The organism is Streptomyces sp. NBC_01306 (assembly GCF_026340465.1).
Lineage (GTDB): Bacteria > Actinomycetota > Actinomycetes > Streptomycetales > Streptomycetaceae > Streptomyces.
The window spans coordinates 3,988,545-4,007,886 of sequence record NZ_JAPEPC010000001.1 but is presented as its reverse complement, the minus strand read 5'-3'; the positions used below and the strand labels follow the sequence as shown (position 1 = coordinate 4,007,886).

At 71.7% G+C, this 19,342-nt stretch carries 19 protein-coding genes; 9 read left to right on the top strand and 10 right to left on the bottom strand.

All coding sequences use genetic code 11. The features are described from left to right. Positions 1 to 66: 66 nt before the first annotated feature. On the top strand, positions 67 to 993 hold the full coding sequence (locus tag OG385_RS17630) for a 1-phosphofructokinase family hexose kinase (RefSeq protein ID WP_266860949.1): 927 nt from the start codon (positions 67 to 69) through the stop codon (positions 991 to 993). Positions 994 to 1,067: 74 nt separating this feature from the next. On the opposite strand, the gene OG385_RS17625 is transcribed toward OG385_RS17630, so the two are convergent. Continuing rightward, the gene (locus OG385_RS17625) at positions 1,068 to 2,054 is read right to left on the bottom strand and encodes a carbohydrate-binding protein (protein ID WP_266855593.1); all 987 of its coding nucleotides are present in this window, start codon (positions 2,052 to 2,054) and stop codon (positions 1,068 to 1,070) included. A 121-nt stretch (positions 2,055 to 2,175) separates the two neighbouring features. Further along, positions 2,176 to 3,861, bottom strand: coding sequence for a diguanylate cyclase CdgB (gene cdgB / locus OG385_RS17620; RefSeq protein WP_266855592.1), 1,686 nt, complete (start codon positions 3,859 to 3,861; stop codon positions 2,176 to 2,178). A 279-nt stretch (positions 3,862 to 4,140) separates the two neighbouring features. Between cdgB and OG385_RS17615 the strand changes: the two genes are divergently transcribed. Further along, complete coding sequence (locus tag OG385_RS17615) at positions 4,141 to 4,695, top strand: flavin reductase family protein (RefSeq protein ID WP_266855591.1); 555 nt, start codon at positions 4,141 to 4,143, stop codon at positions 4,693 to 4,695. 225 nt (positions 4,696 to 4,920) lie between these two features. On the opposite strand, the gene arfB is transcribed toward OG385_RS17615, so the two are convergent. Next, the gene (arfB, locus tag OG385_RS17610) at positions 4,921 to 5,349 is read right to left on the bottom strand and encodes an alternative ribosome rescue aminoacyl-tRNA hydrolase ArfB (RefSeq protein ID WP_266855590.1); all 429 of its coding nucleotides are present in this window, start codon (positions 5,347 to 5,349) and stop codon (positions 4,921 to 4,923) included. 198 nt (positions 5,350 to 5,547) lie between these two features. On the opposite strand from arfB, the gene OG385_RS17605 reads away from it, so the two are divergent. Continuing rightward, on the top strand, positions 5,548 to 6,123 hold the full coding sequence (locus OG385_RS17605) for a TerD family protein (RefSeq protein WP_266855589.1): 576 nt from the start codon (positions 5,548 to 5,550) through the stop codon (positions 6,121 to 6,123). A 152-nt stretch (positions 6,124 to 6,275) separates the two neighbouring features. Here the strand turns inward: OG385_RS17605 and OG385_RS17600 are convergent, their stop codons facing one another. Beyond that, on the bottom strand, positions 6,276 to 6,980 hold the full coding sequence (locus OG385_RS17600; RefSeq protein ID WP_266855588.1) for an FMN-dependent NADH-azoreductase: 705 nt from the start codon (positions 6,978 to 6,980) through the stop codon (positions 6,276 to 6,278). A 167-nt stretch (positions 6,981 to 7,147) separates the two neighbouring features. On the opposite strand from OG385_RS17600, the gene OG385_RS17595 reads away from it, so the two are divergent. Beyond that, positions 7,148 to 8,041, top strand: coding sequence for a sigma-70 family RNA polymerase sigma factor (locus OG385_RS17595; protein WP_266855587.1), 894 nt, complete (start codon positions 7,148 to 7,150; stop codon positions 8,039 to 8,041). 40 nt (positions 8,042 to 8,081) lie between these two features. Then, positions 8,082 to 8,612: a hypothetical protein gene (locus tag OG385_RS17590; RefSeq protein ID WP_266855586.1), complete on the top strand. Its 531-nt coding sequence runs from the start codon at positions 8,082 to 8,084 to the stop codon at positions 8,610 to 8,612. 95 nt (positions 8,613 to 8,707) lie between these two features. On the opposite strand, the gene OG385_RS17585 is transcribed toward OG385_RS17590, so the two are convergent. Continuing rightward, on the bottom strand, positions 8,708 to 10,117 hold the full coding sequence (locus OG385_RS17585) for a M1 family metallopeptidase (RefSeq protein WP_266855585.1): 1,410 nt from the start codon (positions 10,115 to 10,117) through the stop codon (positions 8,708 to 8,710). 316 nt (positions 10,118 to 10,433) lie between these two features. Between OG385_RS17585 and OG385_RS17580 the strand changes: the two genes are divergently transcribed. Next, the gene (locus OG385_RS17580; protein ID WP_266855584.1) at positions 10,434 to 10,931 is read left to right on the top strand and encodes a hypothetical protein; all 498 of its coding nucleotides are present in this window, start codon (positions 10,434 to 10,436) and stop codon (positions 10,929 to 10,931) included. Between the two features lie 112 nt (positions 10,932 to 11,043). On the opposite strand, the gene OG385_RS17575 is transcribed toward OG385_RS17580, so the two are convergent. Next, positions 11,044 to 11,727: a pentapeptide repeat-containing protein gene (locus OG385_RS17575; RefSeq protein WP_266855583.1), complete on the bottom strand. Its 684-nt coding sequence runs from the start codon at positions 11,725 to 11,727 to the stop codon at positions 11,044 to 11,046. A gap of 176 nt (positions 11,728 to 11,903) precedes the next feature. Here OG385_RS17575 and OG385_RS17570 point away from each other — a divergent pair, with 176 nt between their 5' ends. The 3 genes from OG385_RS17570 to OG385_RS17560 all read left to right on the top strand — a co-directional run bounded on the left by OG385_RS17570 (position 11,904) and on the right by OG385_RS17560 (position 15,740). Beyond that, on the top strand, positions 11,904 to 13,064 hold the full coding sequence (locus OG385_RS17570; protein ID WP_266855582.1) for an NAD(P)/FAD-dependent oxidoreductase: 1,161 nt from the start codon (positions 11,904 to 11,906) through the stop codon (positions 13,062 to 13,064). A gap of 4 nt (positions 13,065 to 13,068) precedes the next feature. Continuing rightward, positions 13,069 to 14,067, top strand: coding sequence for a zinc-binding dehydrogenase (locus OG385_RS17565; protein ID WP_266855581.1), 999 nt, complete (start codon positions 13,069 to 13,071; stop codon positions 14,065 to 14,067). A gap of 143 nt (positions 14,068 to 14,210) precedes the next feature. Continuing rightward, complete coding sequence (locus OG385_RS17560; RefSeq protein ID WP_266855580.1) at positions 14,211 to 15,740, top strand: MFS transporter; 1,530 nt, start codon at positions 14,211 to 14,213, stop codon at positions 15,738 to 15,740. 73 nt (positions 15,741 to 15,813) lie between these two features. Here OG385_RS17560 and OG385_RS17555 read toward each other — a convergent pair whose 3' ends face one another. The 4 genes from OG385_RS17555 to OG385_RS17540 all read right to left on the bottom strand — a co-directional run bounded on the left by OG385_RS17555 (position 15,814) and on the right by OG385_RS17540 (position 19,239). Beyond that, entirely contained in the window at positions 15,814 to 16,254 is a 441-nt protein-coding gene (locus OG385_RS17555; RefSeq protein WP_266855579.1) for a VOC family protein, read from the bottom strand. A 127-nt stretch (positions 16,255 to 16,381) separates the two neighbouring features. Then, positions 16,382 to 16,858, bottom strand: a complete 477-nt coding sequence (locus OG385_RS17550; protein WP_266855578.1) for a GNAT family N-acetyltransferase — start codon at positions 16,856 to 16,858, stop codon at positions 16,382 to 16,384. 54 nt (positions 16,859 to 16,912) lie between these two features. Continuing rightward, a complete protein-coding gene (locus OG385_RS17545; protein ID WP_266855577.1) occupies positions 16,913 to 18,181 on the bottom strand; it encodes an ATP-binding protein in 1,269 nt (422 codons plus the stop codon). A 203-nt stretch (positions 18,182 to 18,384) separates the two neighbouring features. Further along, positions 18,385 to 19,239, bottom strand: a complete 855-nt coding sequence (locus OG385_RS17540; protein WP_266855576.1) for an aminoglycoside phosphotransferase family protein — start codon at positions 19,237 to 19,239, stop codon at positions 18,385 to 18,387. Positions 19,240 to 19,342: the final 103 nt, after the last annotated feature.

Genomic DNA, 19,342 nt, shown 5'->3' with positions numbered 1-19,342 from the left:
AGAAATGACAGGAAGTGGCAGGTCAAGGGCTGGGCGTGCCGCTCTCTGTTTGGCATGATCAATCAAGTGCTGCTGACCGTCACCCTGAACACCGCCCTGGACATCACCTACCACATCCCCGCGCTGATCCCGCACGCCAGTCACCGAGTCGATTCGGTCACCGAGCGTGCGGGCGGCAAGGGCCTGAACGTGGCCCGGGTGCTCTCGGCACTCGGCCATGAGACGGTCGTCACCGGCTTCGCCGGCGGGACGACCGGCGAGGTGCTCCGCGGACTGCTCGCCGGGCTACCGCCCACCGACGCGCTCGTCCCGGTCGCCGGGACCACCCGGCGCACGATCGCCGTGGTCGACGCCGCGTCGGGCGACACCACCCAGCTGAACGAACCGGGTCCGGCCATCTCGGCAGACGAGTGGGACGCCTTCCTCACCGCGTACGGGAAGCTGCTGGCCGACGCCGACGCGGTGGCCCTCTGCGGCAGCCTGCCGCCGGGCGTCCCGGTCGGCGCCTACGCCCAGCTGGTGAAGCAGGCCCGCGGCGCGGGCGTCCCGGTCCTCCTGGACACCAGCGGCGAACCGCTGCGCCGGGGCATCGCCGCCCGCCCCGACCTGGTCAAGCCGAACGCCGACGAACTGGCCCAGCTGACCGGCTCCCGCGAGCCGCAGCGCGCCACCCGCGACGCCCGCCGCAGGGGCGCGCACGCGGTGGTCGCCTCACTGGGCGCGGAAGGGATGCTGGCCGCGTCCCCCGAGGGCACCTGGCAGGCCCTGCCCCCGGCCCGCTTCGAGGGCAACCCGACGGGCGCGGGCGACTCGGCGGTGGCCGGACTGCTGTCGGGCCTGGTGGAAGGACTCCCGTGGCCGGACCGGCTGGCCAGGGCGGTGGCGCTCTCGGCGGCCACGGTGCTGGCGCCCGCGGCGGGCGAGTTCGACCGGGAAGCGTACGAGGACCTGCTTCCGCAGGTCCTCGTCACTGAGCACACGCCTCCGGCCTGAGCCGGGCCGTGTCTGTCCAGCCGGGCCGTGCCATCTAGCCGGGCCATGTCGTCACCCTTGCCGACGGGGAGTCGTCAGGAGGACTTCCCGTCCTGGGTCTGCAGGATGACCTGGTCCAGGTTGACCCCACACTGATCACCGGTCTCACAGGAGATCTTGATCGTGTTGGGCCCCTTCTTGAGGTTCACCAAGTTCCAGGTGTTGGTCCACCCCTTCGAGGCGTCACCGTCCGGAGCGTTGGCGTAGTTCTTCATGTTGATCACCGTGGGCTTCGCCGCGTCGTTCACCGTGAGCGAGGTCTTGGCGTCCTTGCCCGGCACTCCGTAGTTGATCGACAGCCGGTAGGAACCGGCGGACGGTGCCTTGACCGTCCAGGTCGCCGAGTCGCCCGGCTGGTTGAGCACGACGTACGAACCGCCGGAGCCCTTGGCACCCGGCACGTCCGTGGCCGTCGTCGCCGCACCGCCGAGTTGCAGCGTCGCCGCGTCCTGCTTCGGCAGGTCGGCCTTCGGGGGCGTCGACGCGGCGTGGCTGGGCTTGGTCGTCTCCGCGGAGGTCTGGCCGCCGCCCGCGTTGTCCGAGCCGGCGTTCTTGTCCTTCGAGCTGTCGCCGCCGCTGGTCGCCAGCGCCACACCGATGCCGATGACGACGACCGCGACCACCGCGACCGCGCCGATCAGCAGGCCCTTGTGGTTCGGGCCGCCGTTGCCGCCGTTGCCGGGCTGGCGCGGGGGCTGCTGGACGGGAGGGCCGCCGGGGTACGTCTCCGGCGCCGCGTACTGCGCGGTCGGCTGGCCGTACGCCTGCTGCTGGGCGTACTGGGGCTGCTGGCCGTACTGCTGCTGAGGTGCCTGCTGCCCGTACTGGCGCTCGCCGACCGTCCGCACATGGTTGTACGACGTCCGGGGCACCCCGGGCTGCCCGCCGGACGTCGGACCCGGGTAGCCGTATCCGCCGCCACCGGGCGGGGGAACGGCACCTGCTGCGCGGCCGTCCTCGTACAGATAGCCGAACGGATCGTCGTCCTCGGGCGTGCTCGTGCCGTTGTTGCCGGCCGTCATCCCTTGCACTCCTCACACATCGCTGACCCGGGCGAGCCTACCCCGTACGGATGAACAGTCCGGCCAGTACGCATACCGGAGACCCCGGCCCCGCCCCGGCACAGCCGCCCGGCGGTACCGCCTACCCCGCCCGTCTGTGCAGCTTCGACCTGGAGCGTTTCTCCACGTACATCCGCTGGTCGGCCGAGCGCAGCACCTCTTCGACGGTCATGCCGCAGCTGGCCCAGCCGATGCCGAAACTGGCCCCGACGCGGACCGCCCTGCCGTCCACCCGGATGGGCGGAATGATCGCGTTGCGCAGCCGTACGGCCAGGTCGGCGGCGTCCGCCGAGCCGAGGCCGTCCGCCAGGACGACGAACTCGTCGCCGCCGAGCCTGGCGACCGTGTCGCCGTCGCGCACGCCCGACGTGAGCCTGCGCGCCACCTCGATGAGGACCGCGTCCCCGGTGTGGTGGCCGAAGCGGTCATTGATCGACTTGAAGCCGTCGAGGTCGCAGAAGAGCACCGCGAGGCCCTTCGTGCCGTCGTCGGCCTCGGGCCCCGGCCCGGTCCCGTCGCCCGTCTCGCTCGACGGGGCGGCCGTGTGGACGTGCTCGTAGAGGCCGCTGCCCGGTCCGCCTCCGAAGGCGAGCGGGTTGGCCGCGTAGTGCCGGCCCGTCCCCGCCGGGCCCTGCTCGTACGCCGCGTCGAGCGCCTCGATGGCCGTCTCCCCCACCGCGTCGGGCCAGTCGCAGAGCCGGGAGCTGAGGCGGGCACGCAGCTCCGCGCTGTTGGGCAGCCCGGTCAGCGAGTCGTGCGACGCACGGTGCGCGAGCGCGATCTCATGGCGCTTGCGCTCCTCGACGTCCTCGACGTGGGTGAGCAGGAAACGGGGGCCGTCGGTGGTGTCGGCCACGACGGAGTTGCGGAGCGAGACCCAGACGTACGAGGTGTCGCGGCGCCGCAGCCGCAGCTCGGCGCGGCCGCCCTCGGCGGACGTCCGGAGCAGGGTGCCGACGTCCTCGGGGTGGACCAGGTCGGCGAAGGAGTAGCGCCGCATCGCGGAAGCGGGCCGCCCGAGCAGCCGGCAGAGCGCGTCATTGGTACGGAGCAGCCGGCCGTGCTGGTCGCCGCCCATCTCGGCGATGGCCATCCCGCTCGGCGCGTACTCGAAGGCCTGCCGGAAGGACTCCTCGCTGGCACGCAGGGCCTGCTGCTCGCGCTCCAGACGGACCAGGGCGCGCTGCATGTTGGCGCGCAGCCGGGCGTTGGTGATCGCGATGGCGGCCTGGAACGCGTACATCTGGAGCGCTTCCTGACCCCAGGCCCCGGGGTGCCTGCCGTTGCGCGGGCGGTCGACGGATATGACGCCGATCAGCTCGCCGCCGGACGCGTCGGTCGCGTACATCGGCGCGAAGAGCCGGTCGGAGGGGTGCCACTCGTCCTCGAAGCGCGGCTCGGGGCCGTCGTTGTGGACCTGCGGCACATCGTCCTCGTCGAGGACCCAGCCCTCGGTGTACGGGATGAACCTGAGGTCGCCCCAGCCCACGCCCATCGAGAGCCTGCGCTCCCAGGACGTACGGGAGCCGACCCGGCCGGTCATCAGGGCGGCGGCGGAGTCGTCCCCCGCGAGGGCCGCGACCATGAGGTCGCCGTCCGGGCGCACCAGATTGACGCAGGCCATCTCATAGCCGAGACCGGCGACGATGCCGTCCGCCACGGTCTGAAGGGTGTCCGCCAGGCTGCGGGCCTGGTTGAGATTGGCTACCGCTTGGTGCAACTGCCGCAGGGTCGCAAGACGGACGTACGGCTCCGACTCGCTCTCCATCGTTCGCTCTCCCCGAGACCTCGGCAGCAACTCCAGGGTTCTGTGTCGGCGCTCTTGGTGCAGTGTCCCCGCCACTGAATCACAGCGAGCTGCCCACCAGGTACGCAGGGTCAACAATTTATGCTGGTCGTGACTCAAGTCACAACAGGGTGCGAAGGGTTGAATGAGAAGTAACGGGTCAGGACGGGTCAGCCGCGCCCCTCGCGGTACCGGTCCTAGGACTCGTCTGGTCCTGTGGCCCGATGCGGGCGTACGGGGGCCGAAGTTAGCGTTCCTGATGTGTTCCAGACGATCCCCACCCCGCGCTCCGAGCCCATCCCCCATCCTGAGGGGGTGAGCAACGACGACTTCCGCGCCGCCATGTCCCGGCTGACCGCAGGCGTGGTGCTGGTGACGGCCCATGACGCGGACGGCGGCCCGCGAGGGGCCGATGTCGGGATGACGGCGACCGCTTTCATGTCGGTGTCACTCGATCCGCCGCTGGCGATGGTGAGCGTACGGAACGGCTCCCGGATGGACGACCTGCTGGCGGAGCAGCCGTACTGGGCGGCCTCGCTCCTGGCGGAGAGTCAGCGGCAGATCGCGGGCCGGTTCGCGATGAAGGGCCGCATCAGCGACGACCTGCTGTTCGCCGACGTCCCGTTCACGCGCGGCGAGGCGTCGGGGGCGCCGCTGGTCGGGGGCGCGCTGGCGACGCTGGAGTGCGTGACGGAGCAGCGGGTGGAGGCGGGGGACCACACTCTGGTGATCGGCCGCGTCCTGACGGCGGACCTGCCGAACACGGAGGGCAGCCCGCTGGCGTACTTCCGGGGGCGGTACCGGCGGCTGGACTGAGGGGGCGGGGGCTGAAGGTCGGGGGCTGAGGGTCGGGGACTGAAGGTCGGGGGCTGAGGGTCGGGGACTGAAGGGCGGGGGCTGCGGCCTTTCGGCTGGGCCGGGGCCTTTCGGCTGAGTCGGAGCCTTTCGGCTGAGCCGGGGCCTTTCGGCTGGGCTGAGTCCCTGGAGACGCGGGCCGGGGTCCCGCTGGATCCCGCACCGCACGGATCGGTCCGCAGCCGGTCAGTCCCAGCCGCGCCCGGTGCGCCCCCGCTTGGTGTCGCTGCGCTGCTTCTTGTTCCGCAGCCGCCGCTCGTTGATCCCGCGGGGAATCTTCGTGGCCCGCCGGGGCTTCGGCGGCGGCGCCGTGGCCTCCGCGAGCAGCGACGCGAGCCGCACCGCCGCCATCTCCCGGTTGCGCCACTGCGACCGGTGCTCCGACGCCCGTACGGTGACCACCCCGCCGACCAGCCGCGAGGCAAGCCGCTCCAGGGCGCGCTCCTTCCAGACCGGTGGCAGCGCCTCCGTGTTCGCGAGGTCGAAGCGGAGCTCCACCTGCGTGTCACTGGTGTTGACGTGCTGGCCACCGGGTCCTGACGAGCGCGAGAAGCGCCACATGAGTTCGGCCTCCGGCAGGGAGACCGCACCACGGACGACGTAGGGACCGGACATGTGTCCATGGTCGCTGGTCCCGACCGGCGCGTCACCCGTTTTTCGTGGCCGGTCCGCCACAGATGACCGCGCCCCGGGTAAAGAAAGTAAAGAGGGCGAAGAGAGTTGGAACCTCTCGGTCCCCTGCCGACGTTATGGCGGGTAACGGTAGCGTCGTGACCACACGAAGCCCGGCACAGAACGGAAAGGGACATCCCCATGGCTGTAAGCCTGTCCAAGGGCGGCAACGTCTCCCTCACCAAGGAGGCCCCGGGCCTGACCGCCGTCACGGTGGGCCTCGGCTGGGACGTCCGTACGACCACCGGCACCGACTTCGACCTCGACGCCTCGGCCATCGCGGTGAACACCGAGGGCAAGGTCTACTCCGACGGCCACTTCGTCTTCTTCAACAACAAGGCGACGCCGGACCAGACCATCGTGCACACCGGTGACAACGTCACGGGTCAGGGCGAGGGCGACGACGAGCAGATCAAGGTCAACCTGGCCGGTCTGCCCGCCGACATCGAGAAGATCGTCTTCCCGGTCTCGATCTACGACGCGGAGAACCGCTCGCAGAACTTCGGCCAGGTGCGCAACGCCTTCATCCGCATCATCAACCAGGCCGGCGAGGCGGAGATCGCCCGCTACGACCTGAGCGAGGACGCCGCCACCGAGACCGCCATGGTCTTCGGCGAGCTCTACCGCAACGGCGCGGAGTGGAAGTTCCGCGCGGTCGGCCAGGGCTACGCATCGGGCCTGGTCGGCATCGCCCAGGACTTCGGCGTCACGGTCTGACACCCGGGTGACACCACGGTCCGGGCACCCGGCGGCTGCCGGGGGCCCGGACCGTTCGGGCACCACCCCGGCACCGCCACCCGCTCGCACCGCCACGTGCTCGCACCACCACGTGCTCGCACCCCGGCGACTACAGCTACAGGCCCCTGCGACTACGGCATCGCGCGGCTCCCCGACTCAGCAGGTGCGGAGGCCAGCGCGGTCACTTCGGCCCGTGCCGCGTCCAGTGAGCTCGCCGCCAGTGGCCGGAAGCGAGCCAGGTGCGGGACGAATCCGGCCACGGTCATCTCAGCGCTGACGACATGCATCTCCGTCACGCCGAGCCCGCCGAAATACGCGCGCAGATAAGGCGTCTGGAAGTCACACGCCTCGCGCGGCGTGCCCGGACCGTAGGCCCCACCCCGGGCACTGACCACCACGACCCGGGTCGCCCGCAGCAGGCTGTCCCCGGTGGCCGGATCGGTGAACGCCGTGGGGAACCCCACCCGGTCGATCCATGCCTTCAGTGCGGCGGACACCGAGAAGTTGTACATCGGAGCGCCGATCAGAACGGTGTCGGCCGCCAGCACTTCGGTGATCAGCGGGTGGGTCAGCTCCCACTCCCGCTTCTCGGCCGTGCTCGTGATCAACGACTCCACCCCGGCCGGTGGGCGGAGGCCGTGCTGCTCCACGCGCCGGCCGAGGGAGCAGTAGGCGGTGCCCAGCGGAGGCACCGGGTCGGCGGCCAGGTCCCGGTACCGATATCCGGCCGAGCCGTACACGGCCCGCCAGGTGTCCGCGAACGAGGCGGTCAGTTGTCTGCTGACCGACTCGGCGGAACGATTGGCGCTGGAATCCAGATGCAGCAAGGAAGTCATCGGTTCTCCTGTCACTTGTGCCTCTCCGCTGTCGCGCCGGCTGTCACCTCAGCCGTGTCGCGTTCGTCAGAGGGGTGACGGAACGGAACGGCGGAAGGTGACCGGTGGACGAGCGAGAGCCACACGAACCAAGCGGACCAGGCGAGCCAGGCGGACCAGGCGGACCAGTGGAGAGGCCCGATGAGCCGGAGGCGGCGGGCCTCTTCGAGACGCATCGCGGCATGCTCCGTGCGGTGGCCTACCGGATGCTCGGCTCGCTGGACGAGGCGGACGACGCCGTGCAGGAGGCATGGCTCCGGCTGCACCGGACCTGCGCCGGCGATGTGGACAACCTGGCCGGCTGGCTCCGGACGGTGGTGACCCGTATCTGTCTCGACATGCTGCGTTCCCGCTCCTCGCGCCGGGAGGACCTGGCCGAGCAGCACGTACTCGACGAGCTGTCGGATCCGGGGCGGTGGAGCCCCCCGGAGGACGAGGCGTTGCTGGCCGACTCGGTGAGCCGGGCGCTGCTCGTGGTGCTGGACACGCTGAGTCCCGCCGAGCGGATCGCGTTCGTGCTGCACGACATGTTCGCCGTACCGTTCGACCGGATCGCCCCCATGGTGGAGCGCACACCTGTCGCCACGAAGAAGCTGGCCAGCCGGGCCCGCCACAAGGTGCGGGGCACCCCGCTGGTCCCCGCGTCCGAACTCGCCGGGAACCGGCAGGTCGTCTCGGCGTTCCTCGCCGCCGCGCGCGCCGGTGACCTCACCGCGATCCGCGCGGTGCTCGCCCCCGACGTGGTGCGCCGCGCCGACCCCGCGGCCGTGCCACCGGGCGGGACTGCCGAAGTCCGTGGCGCGCGGGCCGTGGCCGAGGGGACAGCCGCCCTCGCCGGCCGGTCACAATTCGCCGAACTGGCCCTGGTCAACGGCACCGTGGGAGCCGTCCTGGCCCCGCGCGGCCGATTGCTGCTGGCGCTGACCTTCACCGTCGTGGACGACATGATCACCGCGTACGACGTGATCGCCGACCCCGCACGCCTGCGGGAACTCGACATCGCCGTGCTCCCACAGCCGTGATCCAACAGTCGTGCTCCAACAGCCGTGCTCCAATAGGCGGATGAGCGACATAAACGCGTCTCTCGGGCCGCTGGAACGGGTCAACGGCCGCTGGGCCGTGGGCGATTCACAGCGGCCCGGCGGCGCCTGGCTGGAGTTCCGCGCTGACGGGCTGTACCAGCACGCGGGGCGCTCGAAGCGGATCGAGGAACAGCTGATCCCCTGGTCCCGGGTCATGCTGTGCGGCTTCTCGCTGGGCGCCAGGTACCCCTCGATGGGTTCGTACACCCCACGGGGCCTGCTCGGCGGCCTGCCGGGCCCTTGGAAGCACCGTGGCCGTGGCTATCTGCACCTGACGCTGCGGCACCCGTACGAGGACTGGATGGCCACCTTCGACCGGCACCCCCGCTGGTACAACCTCACTCACCTGTCGTGGTTCCAGGAGTTGCTGCGCCAGACCGCCCGCGAGGGCGAGGCGCGCCGGTTCGCCGACGCCGAGTGGCTGGGCCGCGCGGTCGAACTGCTGGCGGTGCAGCGGATCCGGTCGGCCCGTGGGATGCGCGAGGCGGTGGCCGCGGCCCGGCAGCTGTGACGCGGGCAGCGGCCGGACAGCACCTACGGCGTGACGTGTACGGGGCGGCCGGACAGCACCTACGACGTGACGTGTACGGGGCGGCCGGACAGCACCTACGACGTGTACGGGTTCGCCGGCTTGCCCTTCCCCTTCCCGTACAGCCAGTTCTTCCAGACCGCGCTCAGGTCCTTGCCGGTCTTCTTCTCCGCGTACCGCGTGAAGTCCGCCGTGGTGGCGTTGGAGTACAGGTGGTCCCGCACCCAGCCCCGTACCAGGGCGGAGAACGCGTCGTCGCCGACCGTCCTGCGGATCATCTGGAGCACCATCGCCCCCCGCCCGTAGACCGGCGAGGCCGAGATCTGCTTCGGGCCCGGCGGGTCGGCCGGCGCGAATTCCCAGTTGCCCTCGGAGTCGTAGGCGTCGTTGAAGTGGTCCTTGATGCTCTCGCCGCCGTGGTCCGCGTCCCACAGCCAGGTCGCGTACGTCGCGAACCCCTCGTTCAGCCACATGTCGCGCCAGGACGCGGGGGTCACCGCGTCGCCGAACCACTGGTGGGACAGCTCGTGGACCAGCGTCGACAGGCTCGCCTGGTCACCGGGGAGCACCGGTCTGGTCTGCGTCTCCAGCGAGTAGCCCGCGGCCCCGACGGGGGCGATGACCGCGCCCGTCGAGTCGAAGGGGTACGGGCCGAACTGTTTGCTCTCCCAGGCGATGATCTCGGGGATCCTGGCCACCACGGACGCGCTGCTCTTCACCTCCGACGGGGCGACCGCCGTGAAGACCGGCAGCCCGGACGGCGCCTTGAAGGAGTGGGTCCGGTACCGGCCGATCGCCAGCATCGCGAGATAGCTCGCCATCGGCCGGTCGCCGTGCCAGTGGAAGGTGGTGCGGCCCCCGCTGGTCCGCTGCGAGGTCAGCCGGCCGTTGGAGACGGCCTGGAGCCCGGCCGGGACGGTCACCGCGATGTCGTACGTCGCCTTGTCGGACGGGTGGTCGTTCCCGGGGAACCACGCCATCGAGCCGGTCGGCTCCCCGAGGGCGAGCGCGCCGTCCATGTCGTCCGGCAGCCAGCCCTCCTCGGACGCGTCCGGGTCGGTGATCGTCCTGGGCGTGCCCGCGTAGCGGACGACGGTACGGAAGGTCTCGCCCCGCGCGAGGTCGTGGTGCGGGCGGATGGTCAGTTCGGTGCCCGCGCGGTTGGCGGGGGCGTAACGGCCGTCGACGGTCGCGCCCCGCACGGTCATCCCGGTGAAGTCCAGGTTGAACGCGGACAGGTCCTGGGTGGCGCGGGCGGTGATGTCGGCGGTGCCCGTGAGCCGGCCCGAGTCGGGGTCGTACGCGAGGGTCAGGCTGTAGTGGCTGACGTCGTACCCGCCGTTGCCGAGCCGGGGAAAGTACGGGTCGGGATGGTGCAGCCGGTCGCCGCCCGGCTGCCCCTGCACACCCCCGCCGCACGCCGAGAGGAGCAGCAGGGCTGCCCCCACCGCTGCGGGTACGGCTGTACGGCGTCGGCGCTGGTCCACGTCCCGATCTTATGAGCGAGGCGTGGCGACGGCTCACCGGGCGCCCCGGGCCGTAGCCACGCGCCGCGGGGAGCATTCCGGTGCACGCAGGGCCGCACCGTAGGGAGCGTCCCGGTACACGCAGGGCCGCACCGTAGGGAGCCTCCCGGTACACGCAGGGCCGCACCGTAGGGAGCGTCCCGGCGCATGCAAGGCCGCACCGTAGGGAGCGTCCCGGCGCACGCCGGGCGGCGCCCCAGGTGCGCGCCAGGTGCGCGCCAGGTGCGCGCCAGGACACCGCCGCCGGTGACACCGCCGTCCGTGACACCATCGACCCGTGCTCGACATCGGCTACTCCCTCTCCCGCCGCTTCCCGGATCCCCCGCAGACCGACTACCGCCGCGCGGACGTCCGCTCGCTGCGGCACGACCTCTTCTGCGGTGACGTCTACCTCGCCGACACCAAGGCGGACCGCGAGGTATCCACAGCCTGGGGATGGGTTCCGGTGCTCGACTTCGCGTGGGCGCTCTGCGACATCGTCGAGCAGATCGACCGGGACCCGCGCGGCAACCGCGCCTCCCGTCCGCAACACGCCGAGCTGGACTTCACCGAGTCGACGGACCGGATGCTCTTCGAGCGGCGGTTCGGCTGGGTCGATGTCGCCGCCGACTGGATGCCGGCGGAGGAGGACCCGCTGACGTTCGGGCACACGGTGCTGCGGCGGGAGGCGCGGGACTTCCTGCATGACCTGATCGCGGATCTGGGGGACATGCACGAGGGCCTTGCGGACAATCCGGTGATCTGGGACCTACAGGGGCGCTTCCCCCGGGTGTAGCCGGAGAGCCGGAGGACCGGAGAGCCCCGGCAGAGGTGAGGAGCGAAGGAGAAGGGCGCGGCGCGGGACGGGAGCGAGGGCATGGCGGTGCCCCGGAAGCAGCCCCTCCGCGCTACTCGCCCGGCACCTCCACCCGCACCCCGATCTGCGCGGCGAACGCCGGTGCGAGCGACAGCAGTTGGGCCGGGCTGATGACCGCCCCCGCCAGCCGCTCCACCCCGCGGGCGATGTGCAGTTCGGCCACCGTGCGCAGATCGACGTCCTTCATCCGCACTCCGCTGAAGTCAGCCCCGCGCAGCGTGCACCCGGTGAACTCCACCCGCTCCAGCCGCGCCGACCCGAAGTCCGGTTCCGTCAGGACGCAGTTCTCGAAGAGGACGTCCTTGAGCCGCGCCTCCCGCAGGTTCAGATAGTCGATCTTCCCGCCGCGCACCACCACCCTTTCCAGCACGGCTCCGTGCATCTGAACGCCGCCGAGCCGTGCGTCCACCACCTCGACATCGCGCAGGGACGCCTCCGCGAGGTTCGTACCCACGCCTCGCGCCGCGGTCAGTACGGAGTCGATGAAACGCGCCCGCACCAGCTCCGTCGTCTCCAGCACACACTCGCGCAGCGAGCAGTCCATGAAGCGGGCCCCGCGGCCCGACTGTCCTGTGAAGTCCTCGCCGGTGAACTCCAGTCCGTCATAGTCGCCATCGGGCTCAAGGCCCATCCCGGTGTAGGGGCTGAGTGGCGGAAGCCGCACTTCCGGTCGTCGTACGTGTGGGGTTCTCTTCGTGCCGTTCCGTGCTGCCATGTCTTCATGGTGACCCACACCACTGACATCGAACCTTCCCGGATGTCACATCTGCGTCCGGTCCATCCGTCCTGATGACAGAGAGCGTCCGAAAAAGAGCGGTCGCCCTCCGGATCAGACACAGGACAGGACAGCAGGACAGGACAGCAGGACAGGACAGGAAAAGGGGTCGGATCATGCGCCGCATCACCGTTGTCGGCGGAGGTTTCGCCGGGCTCACCGCCGCCATCACCGCCGCCGATTCGGGCGCCCGGGTCACCCTGCGCGAGGCGCACCGGACCCTGGGCGGCCGCGCCCGCACGGCCGAAGGCCCGTACCGCGCCAACGAGGGACCGCACGCCATCTACAGCGGCGGCCCGCACTGGGCCTGGCTCAAGCAGCAGGGGCTGCTCGGCCCGGTCGTGGCCGTACCGGCCCTGGAGGCCACCCGGCTGAGGCTGCACCTCGGCGGGCAGCTCCGCAGGACACCGCCGCTCGCACTGCTCAAGCTGGCACGGCGGCCCGCCGGACAGGCCCCCGTCGGGCAGGACTTCCTCTCCTGGGCCACCTCCCAGGTCGGTGAGGCGGGCGCCCGCGCCGCCGCCCACTACACGGGGGTCGCCCTCTACCACCACGACCCGGGCTCGCTCTCCGCGGCGTTCGTCCACGCCCGGCTGCGCCGTGCCGCCTCGCTGCCGCCCGAGGCGCACTTCGTACGGGGCGGCTGGGGCAATCTCATCGACCGGATGGCCACCCGCGCCCGGGACCTGGGCGTACGGATCGAGACCGGCGACCGCGTCAGCGAACTCCCCACAGCGGAGGGGCCGGTGATCGTCGCGACCTCCCTGGACGCGGCCCGCCACCTGCTCGGCGAGTCCAGTCTGCGCTGGCCCAGCGGCCGTTCGACGCTGGTCGACATCGCGCTCAGGACCCGGCGCGGCGACGCCTGGGTGATCTCCGACCTCGACGCCCCCGGCTGGATCGAACGCTTCACCGCCCAGGACCCCACCCTGGCCCCGGCGGGCGAGCAGCTGATCCAGGCACAACTGCCCATCGGGCCGGACGAGTCGAAGGCGGACGGGATCGCCCACGCCGAGCGCCTGCTCGACCTGGGCTTCCCGGGCTGGCGCGACCGTCTCACCTGGCGCAGCTCGTCCGTCGCCGAGGGGCGCACGGGCGCGGTCGACCCGCCCGGTACCACCTGGCGCGACCGGCCCGCCATCCGGCGCGGCGACGGGGTGTTCCTCGCGGGCGACCAGACCGCCGCGCCGGGGATGCTCGCCGAGGTCTCCTTCAACAGCGCGATCGAGGCCGCCGCCCTGGCCTTGACCTCAAGCGGACTTGAGGTCGCACCGTAGCCCCATGAGAGCCATTCGACTGTACGAGTACGGGCCCGCCGAGAACCTCACGTACGACACCGCCCCCGATCCGGAACCGGGCCCCGGCCAGGTCCGTATCGCCGTCGCGGCGGCCGGTGTCCACCTCCTGGACACCGCGCTGCGCCAGGGGATGCCGGGCCCGTATCCGGCCTCCGCCGAGCTGCCGACCGTCCCCGGCCGCGAGGTCGCCGGCACGGTGGACCGGCTCGGCCCGGGGACCGGGGCGCAGTGGCTGGGCCGGCGCGTCGTCGCGCACCTCGGCATGAACCCGGGCGGTTACGCCGCCCTCGCCGTGACCGAAGCGGCCAGGCTGCACGAGATCCCGGAGAACCTGGACGAGGCCGAGGCCGTCGCCATGATCGGCACCGGGCGCACCACGCTGGGCATCCTCCAGTTCGCGGATCTCACCGCCGGCAGCGTCGCAATGGTCCCGGCCGCGGCGGGCGGCATCGGGACGCTCCTGGTGCAGTACGCGAAGAACCTCGGCGCCACCGTCGTCGGCCTGGCGGGCGGACCGGCCAAGGTCGCCCGCGTCCGGCAGAACGGCGCCGACCTGGCCGTCGACTACACCCGGCCCGGCTGGGCCGACGAGGTCCGCGCCCACCTAGGCGACCGGGGCGCCACCGTCGTCTTCGACTCGGTGGGCGGGGCCACCGGCCGCGCCGCCGTGGACCTGCTCGCCAGGGGCGGCCGGCACCTCGTCTTCGGCTGGTCGGGGAAGGGGCCGCACGACGGTGAACCCCTGACCTTCACCGACGAGGAGCTGGCGGCGCGCGGAATCACGTCCCAGGGCGTCCTGGGCCCCGTGATGATCGAGAGGGCGGGCGGCGACATCCGAACCCTGGAGACCCTCTCCCTGGCCGAGGCCGCCGCCGGACGGCTGCGCCCCGCCGTCCAGCGCTTCCCGCTGAGCGGGGCAGCAGCGGCCCACCACGCGCTGGAGACGCGCGGCACGACGGGAAAAGTGGTGCTGATCCCGTAAGCCGCGGGAGGAGCGGGAGCGGCGGGAGCGGCGCGAACCACTGGGGGCTGAACGGCCGGGTCCCCTCGCGTACGCAATCCGCACCAAACACGAACAACCCCCACTAAAGAGCGAACAGCCCCATTCTGTGATCCTCTGGGCAGATGAGCGAGCCGGCGATATCCACCCCGGAGCCCACCAGTCCCGACCAGCCCGACCCCCATCGCTGGTGGGGGCTGGCCGTCATCGCGCTGGCGCAGCTCATGGTGGTGCTCGATGCCACCATCGTGAACATCGCCCTGCCGTCCGCCCAGCACGACCTGCACCTCACCAACGGCAACCGCCAGTGGGTCATCACGGCGTACACGCTGGCGTTCGGCGGGCTGCTGCTGCTCGGTGGCCGCGTCGCCGACCTCGTCGGCCGTAAACGGACGTTCATCATCGGCCTCATCGGCTTCGCCGCCGCATCCGCACTCGGCGGCGGGGCGGTGAACGGCTCCATGCTCTTCGCCGCCCGCGCGCTCCAGGGCGCGTTCGCCGCCCTTCTCGCGCCGTCCGCGCTCTCCCTGCTCACCACGACCTTCTCGCTGGGCAGGGAGCGCGCCAAGGCGTTCGGCATCTACGGGGCCATCGCGGGCGCGGGCGCGGCCATCGGGCTGCTCCTCGGCGGCATCCTCACCGAGTTCCTCGACTGGCGCTGGTGCCTGTACGTCAACGTGCCCATCGCGGCCATCACGGTCTTCGGTGCCCTCACGCTGCTCAGCGACCGCCAGGGACAGAAGGAGAGCCACCTCGACATCCCCGGCGCGATCCTCGGCTGCGGGGGCCTCGTGGCGATCGTCTATGCCGTGAGCGAGGCCGAGTCGAAGGGCTGGTCCTCGGTCCTGGTCATCACCCTGCTCATCGTCGGCGGCGCGCTGCTCGCCGTCTTCGCCTGGTGGCAGAAGCGCGCCCCCCACCCCATGCTGCCGCTGCACATCGTCAGCGAACGCAGCCGCGGCGGCTCGATGATCGCCATGGGGACGGCGACGCTGGCCATGTTCGGCCTCTTCCTGTTCCTGACGTACTACCTGCAGAACGTCCTCGGCTACAGCCCCCTGCGAGCGGGCGCCGCCTACCTCCCCATGTCCGCGATGCTCATCATCGCCTCGACGCAGATCTCGGCCCGGCTGCTCCACTACATACCGCCGCGCCTGCTGATATCGCCCGGGATGCTGATCGGCGCGGGCGGCCTCTTCGCCCTGACCTACATCGGTCCGCACTCCAACTACGTCGAGCACATCCTGCCGGGCACCATGCTGCTCGGTCTCGGCATGGGCCTCGTCTTCATGCCGGTGATGGCGACGGCCACATCGGGCGTGGCCCCACAGGACTCGGGCGTTACGTCGGCAACCGTCAACACGGCCCAGCAGGTGGGCGGATCGATCGGTACGTCCCTGCTCAACACCATCGCGACGACCACCACCGCGAGCTACCTCGCCAGCCATATGCGGCCCGGCATCAGCAAGTCCCAGCAGGCGCAGCTCTCGAAGACCGCGGTGGTGCACGGCTTCAACATCGCGACGGGGTGGGCGGCCGGCTTCATGGTGGTGGGTTCAGTGGTCGCGTACCTCATGGTGACGGCGCGCTCCCCCCGGCAGCGCGAGGCAGCGGACGCGGAGGCGGACGCGAGCGCGGAGGGGACGCCGGGGTGACGGCGGGGCGGTGGACCGACCGGGCGTCGCAGCTGATGAAGCGCCCGTCCGCGCGGCACGCGGCGGGCCCGCGTCAGCCGATCTGTTCGGCCAGGGCGACGATGATGCCCGCGGGACCGCGGAGGTAGCAGAGCCGGAAGATGCTCTCGTACTGCGCGACGTCGCCGAGGAGTTCGGCGCCGTGGGCACGCAGCCGGGCGATGGTGTCGTCGATGTCGTCGACGGCGAACATGACACGGTGCAGGCCCAGTGTGTTGGGCGGCGGGTTCTCCGGCTCGGGACGCAGCACCGCGGGGGCGTGGTACTTGGCCAGCTCCAGCTTGCTGTGACCGTCCGGGGTCCGCATCATCACGATCTCGCTCCGGAGACCGTCGAGCCCGACGGTGCGCTCCGCCCACCGGCCCTCGACCTGCCCCGCACCTTCACGCTCCAGGCCGAGCTCGGTGAAGAACGCGACCGCCGCATCCAGGTCGTCGACGACGATGCCGACGTTGTCCATCCGCTGAATTGTCACGTCGCCGAGCATAGGCACCGCACCGGGCCCGGGGCCGCCGCGTCACCGGAGCCGGGAGAGTGAGACCGCCTGCCCCGTCCGGCCGGTACGGCACGCCATGGAGCCGTACCGGTCCAGGTCCCGCCCGCTACTCCGCCGTACCCAGCGTCGCCAGCGCCTCGTCGGTGAGCCGGTAGACCGTCCACTCGTCCTGCGGCCGGGCGCCCAGGGACTCGTAGAACTTGATCGACGGCTCGTTCCAGTTCAGCACCGACCACTCAAGGCGCTCGTACCCGCGCTCCACGCAGGTCCGCGCCAGTTCGGTCAGCAGGGCCTTGCCGTAACCGCCGCCGCGCAGTTCCGGGCGTACGTAGAGATCCTCCAGGTAGATCCCGTGAACCCCGCGCCACGTGGAGAAGTTGAGGAACCACAGGGCGAACCCGGCGGCCTCCCCCTCCGGTGTCTCCGCGATGAACGCGAACGCCGCCGGGCGCTCGCCGAACAGCGCCTCGTGCAACTGCGCCTCCGTGGCGCGGGCCTCGTCCAGGGCCTTCTCGTACTCCGCGAGCTCACGGACCATCGTGTGGATGACGGGAACGTCGGCAGCTATGGCGTTGCGAATCATGCGCGCAGCCTAATGGCGTCCTCCGGGGCCGGAGGACGCCATTAGGCTGCGGCGTCAGATCCGGGCGTGCCTGGTGATGTCGGCCCTGAAGTCCTCCAGCATTCCCTGCGTCACCGTCGGCTTGGCCAGGGCCAGGGCGGCGAGGTAGTCCTCGGTGGTGGCGCCCACCGATCCGTTCTCCCCGCCGGAACGGTCCCGTTCGAAGGCGGCCTGGGCCGCCGTCCGTGCGACATGTTCCATGTCGGCGGGGGTGAACAGTTCACTGGCCTCGACCAGCCGCCGTACATCCACATCGGTCCTGGTCACGGTGAACCGGGACCAGATGGCCTCGCGCGCCACCGCGTCGGGCGTCCCGATCGGCAGCAGGTAGTCGAAGCGTCCGGGCCGCAGGAACGCCGGGTCCAGTGAGCGGATCGAGTTGGTCGCGCAGACCAGCAGCCGTTCCTCGCCCTCCCGGAAGCCGGGTATCAGCTTCAGCAGCTCATTGGTCACCCCGTGCATCCCCGGCCGCTCCGCGCTGCCGCGCTCGGCGGCGATCTCCTCGACCTCGTCGATGAAGACCAGGACCCGTTCCAGCTCGGCGATACCGGCGAACGCGGCCCGCAGCGCGGCGGCGAGGTTGCCCTCGTCGGCCAGCCGCGAGGGCAGCAGCTCGACGAACGGCCAGCCCAGCCGGGAGGCGATCGCACGGGCGAACGTGGTCTTGCCGGTCCCGGGCGGGCCGAACAGGGTGATCGCCCTGGGCGGCAGCACCCCGTGTCTGGCCGCCCGCTCGGGCTCCGCCAGCGGACGGACCACCCGGGCCTCGATCAGGTGCTTCTCCTGCTCCATCCCGGCCACCGCGGCCCACAGATCGTTGTCCAGCAGCCGGCCGCCGAGTTCCTCCAGACGGCCCCGGGTGGTTCCGCGCGCCGGGGACTTCTCGAAGTAGGCCACGGCGGGACGGCGGTCGTAGCCGGCGTTGTGCAGGCCCTCGCCGAGCAGCTCCTCCTCCGGCAGCACATAGGCGATGGTCCGCACCCCGGCCCCGACCAGCCGCCGCTCCAGCTCCTTCAGCAGCGCGCTGGCCAGGCCCTGGCCGCGCAGCCCGGGGACGATGGCGATCCGCATCACCCAGGCCCTGGTCCCGGACACCGTCGCCAGCGCGGCCCCGATCGGCACGCCGCCGCTGATGGCGACCACGGCCGGCTGCCGGGAGGTCAGCGCCCCGATGCACTCGGCCAGGGAGAACACCGACTCCTGGCCGAGCTCGGCGGTGCTGTCGATCAGATGGACGACGGATGCGAGGTCGTCCTCGCGGTAGTCGTGGATGAGCCAGTTCATCGTTGTCACCTCTGGTCGGAAGGACCCTGAGGCTATGAGCGGCGATGCGCCGGGGCTTTCGACACGGCGGACAAAGCCGGGCGGCGCACCGTACGCTTCGTCGCTGGACGGCTGCCGGGGTCAGGGCCGGGACGGCCCGTCGGTGCAGCCCATCGAGTACCGGACAGCCCTGGGAGCCGGCCCCGGAGCCCCGGGAGAACCGCCTACCGCCCCGGTGCCAGCAGCGTCCGGGCGATCTCCGCCATCTCGGGGCTCAGCCGCCGGCCGCCTTCCGCCACGGTCCAGAGGCTGTTCTGCAGGACGCGCCCCAGCGTCCAGGCCCGTGCCCGCTCCCGGTCCCCCGCCATCCCCAGCACATCGGTCATCAGGTCGAACCGGCGCAGCAGTCTGCCCTCCCCGAAGCGGTTCCACAGCGCGGGCATCAGCTCGAACCCCGGATCGCCCGCGAGCGGCTTCGGATCGATGGCGAGCCAGGGTTCGCGGCCGGCCGCCAGGACGTTCTCGAAGTGCAGGTCCCAGTGGAGCAGCCGGTCCCCCGGCTCACCCGCCACCTCCCGTACGGCCGCCGCGCAGCTCTTCAGCAGCCGCCGGTCCGCCTCGTCCGCCAGGGACTCGACCGCACCCGGTACGCGGTCGAGCATCCGGGCCGCGATGTCCCCGAGCCACCGCGTCCCGTCCGGCGCGGGCACGGACGTCAGCCGGGCCAGCAGCTCCGCGATGACCTCGGTCGCCGCCAGGACGTCCGGTACCGAAGCCAGCGGCCTGGCCTCGTCCAGCCGCTCCAGGAGCATGGTCCCGGTCGCCGGGTCGTGGTCGAGCAGCCGGACAGCGCCCCGGCCGTCCCAGACCCGCAGCGCGACCGGCTCCCCCGCGGTCTCCGCGTCCACCTCCTGCACCTTCAGCGCGGCCCGCGCCCCGTCGGCCGTACGGACCACGGGCAGGACAACCGCGACCCGGCCGCGCATCGGCGGCCCCTCCTGACGCAGTCCCCAGCGCGCCAGGAACTCCCCGGCCCGGTCCGCCGCAGGACGCGCCCCGCCGTCCACCGGCTCACTCACGCCGCGTTCCCCTTCCGTCCGCACTCCGGTTCCGCCCGCACTCCGGCTCCCCGCTCTCGCGCCCACTCCCCGCCCCCGCACGGCGCGGTGACCCCCGTGCCCC

Excerpts from the sequence above, each read along its gene's own strand:
- OG385_RS17625 (WP_266855593.1), bottom strand. The coding sequence starts at position 2,054 with ATGACGGCCGGCAACAACGGCACGAGCACGCCCGAGGACGACGATCCG.
- cdgB (WP_266855592.1), bottom strand. The coding sequence starts at position 3,861 with ATGGAGAGCGAGTCGGAGCCGTACGTCCGTCTTGCGACCCTGCGGCAG.
- arfB (WP_266855590.1), bottom strand. The coding sequence starts at position 5,349 with ATGTCCGGTCCCTACGTCGTCCGTGGTGCGGTCTCCCTGCCGGAGGCC.
- OG385_RS17605 (WP_266855589.1), top strand. The coding sequence starts at position 5,548 with ATGGCTGTAAGCCTGTCCAAGGGCGGCAACGTCTCCCTCACCAAGGAG.
- OG385_RS17600 (WP_266855588.1), bottom strand. The coding sequence starts at position 6,980 with ATGACTTCCTTGCTGCATCTGGATTCCAGCGCCAATCGTTCCGCCGAG.
- OG385_RS17590 (WP_266855586.1), top strand. The coding sequence starts at position 8,082 with ATGAGCGACATAAACGCGTCTCTCGGGCCGCTGGAACGGGTCAACGGC.
- OG385_RS17575 (WP_266855583.1), bottom strand. The coding sequence starts at position 11,727 with ATGGCAGCACGGAACGGCACGAAGAGAACCCCACACGTACGACGACCG.
- OG385_RS17570 (WP_266855582.1), top strand. The coding sequence starts at position 11,904 with ATGCGCCGCATCACCGTTGTCGGCGGAGGTTTCGCCGGGCTCACCGCC.
- OG385_RS17565 (WP_266855581.1), top strand. The coding sequence starts at position 13,069 with ATGAGAGCCATTCGACTGTACGAGTACGGGCCCGCCGAGAACCTCACG.
- OG385_RS17560 (WP_266855580.1), top strand. The coding sequence starts at position 14,211 with ATGAGCGAGCCGGCGATATCCACCCCGGAGCCCACCAGTCCCGACCAG.
- OG385_RS17550 (WP_266855578.1), bottom strand. The coding sequence starts at position 16,858 with ATGATTCGCAACGCCATAGCTGCCGACGTTCCCGTCATCCACACGATG.
- OG385_RS17545 (WP_266855577.1), bottom strand. The coding sequence starts at position 18,181 with ATGAACTGGCTCATCCACGACTACCGCGAGGACGACCTCGCATCCGTC.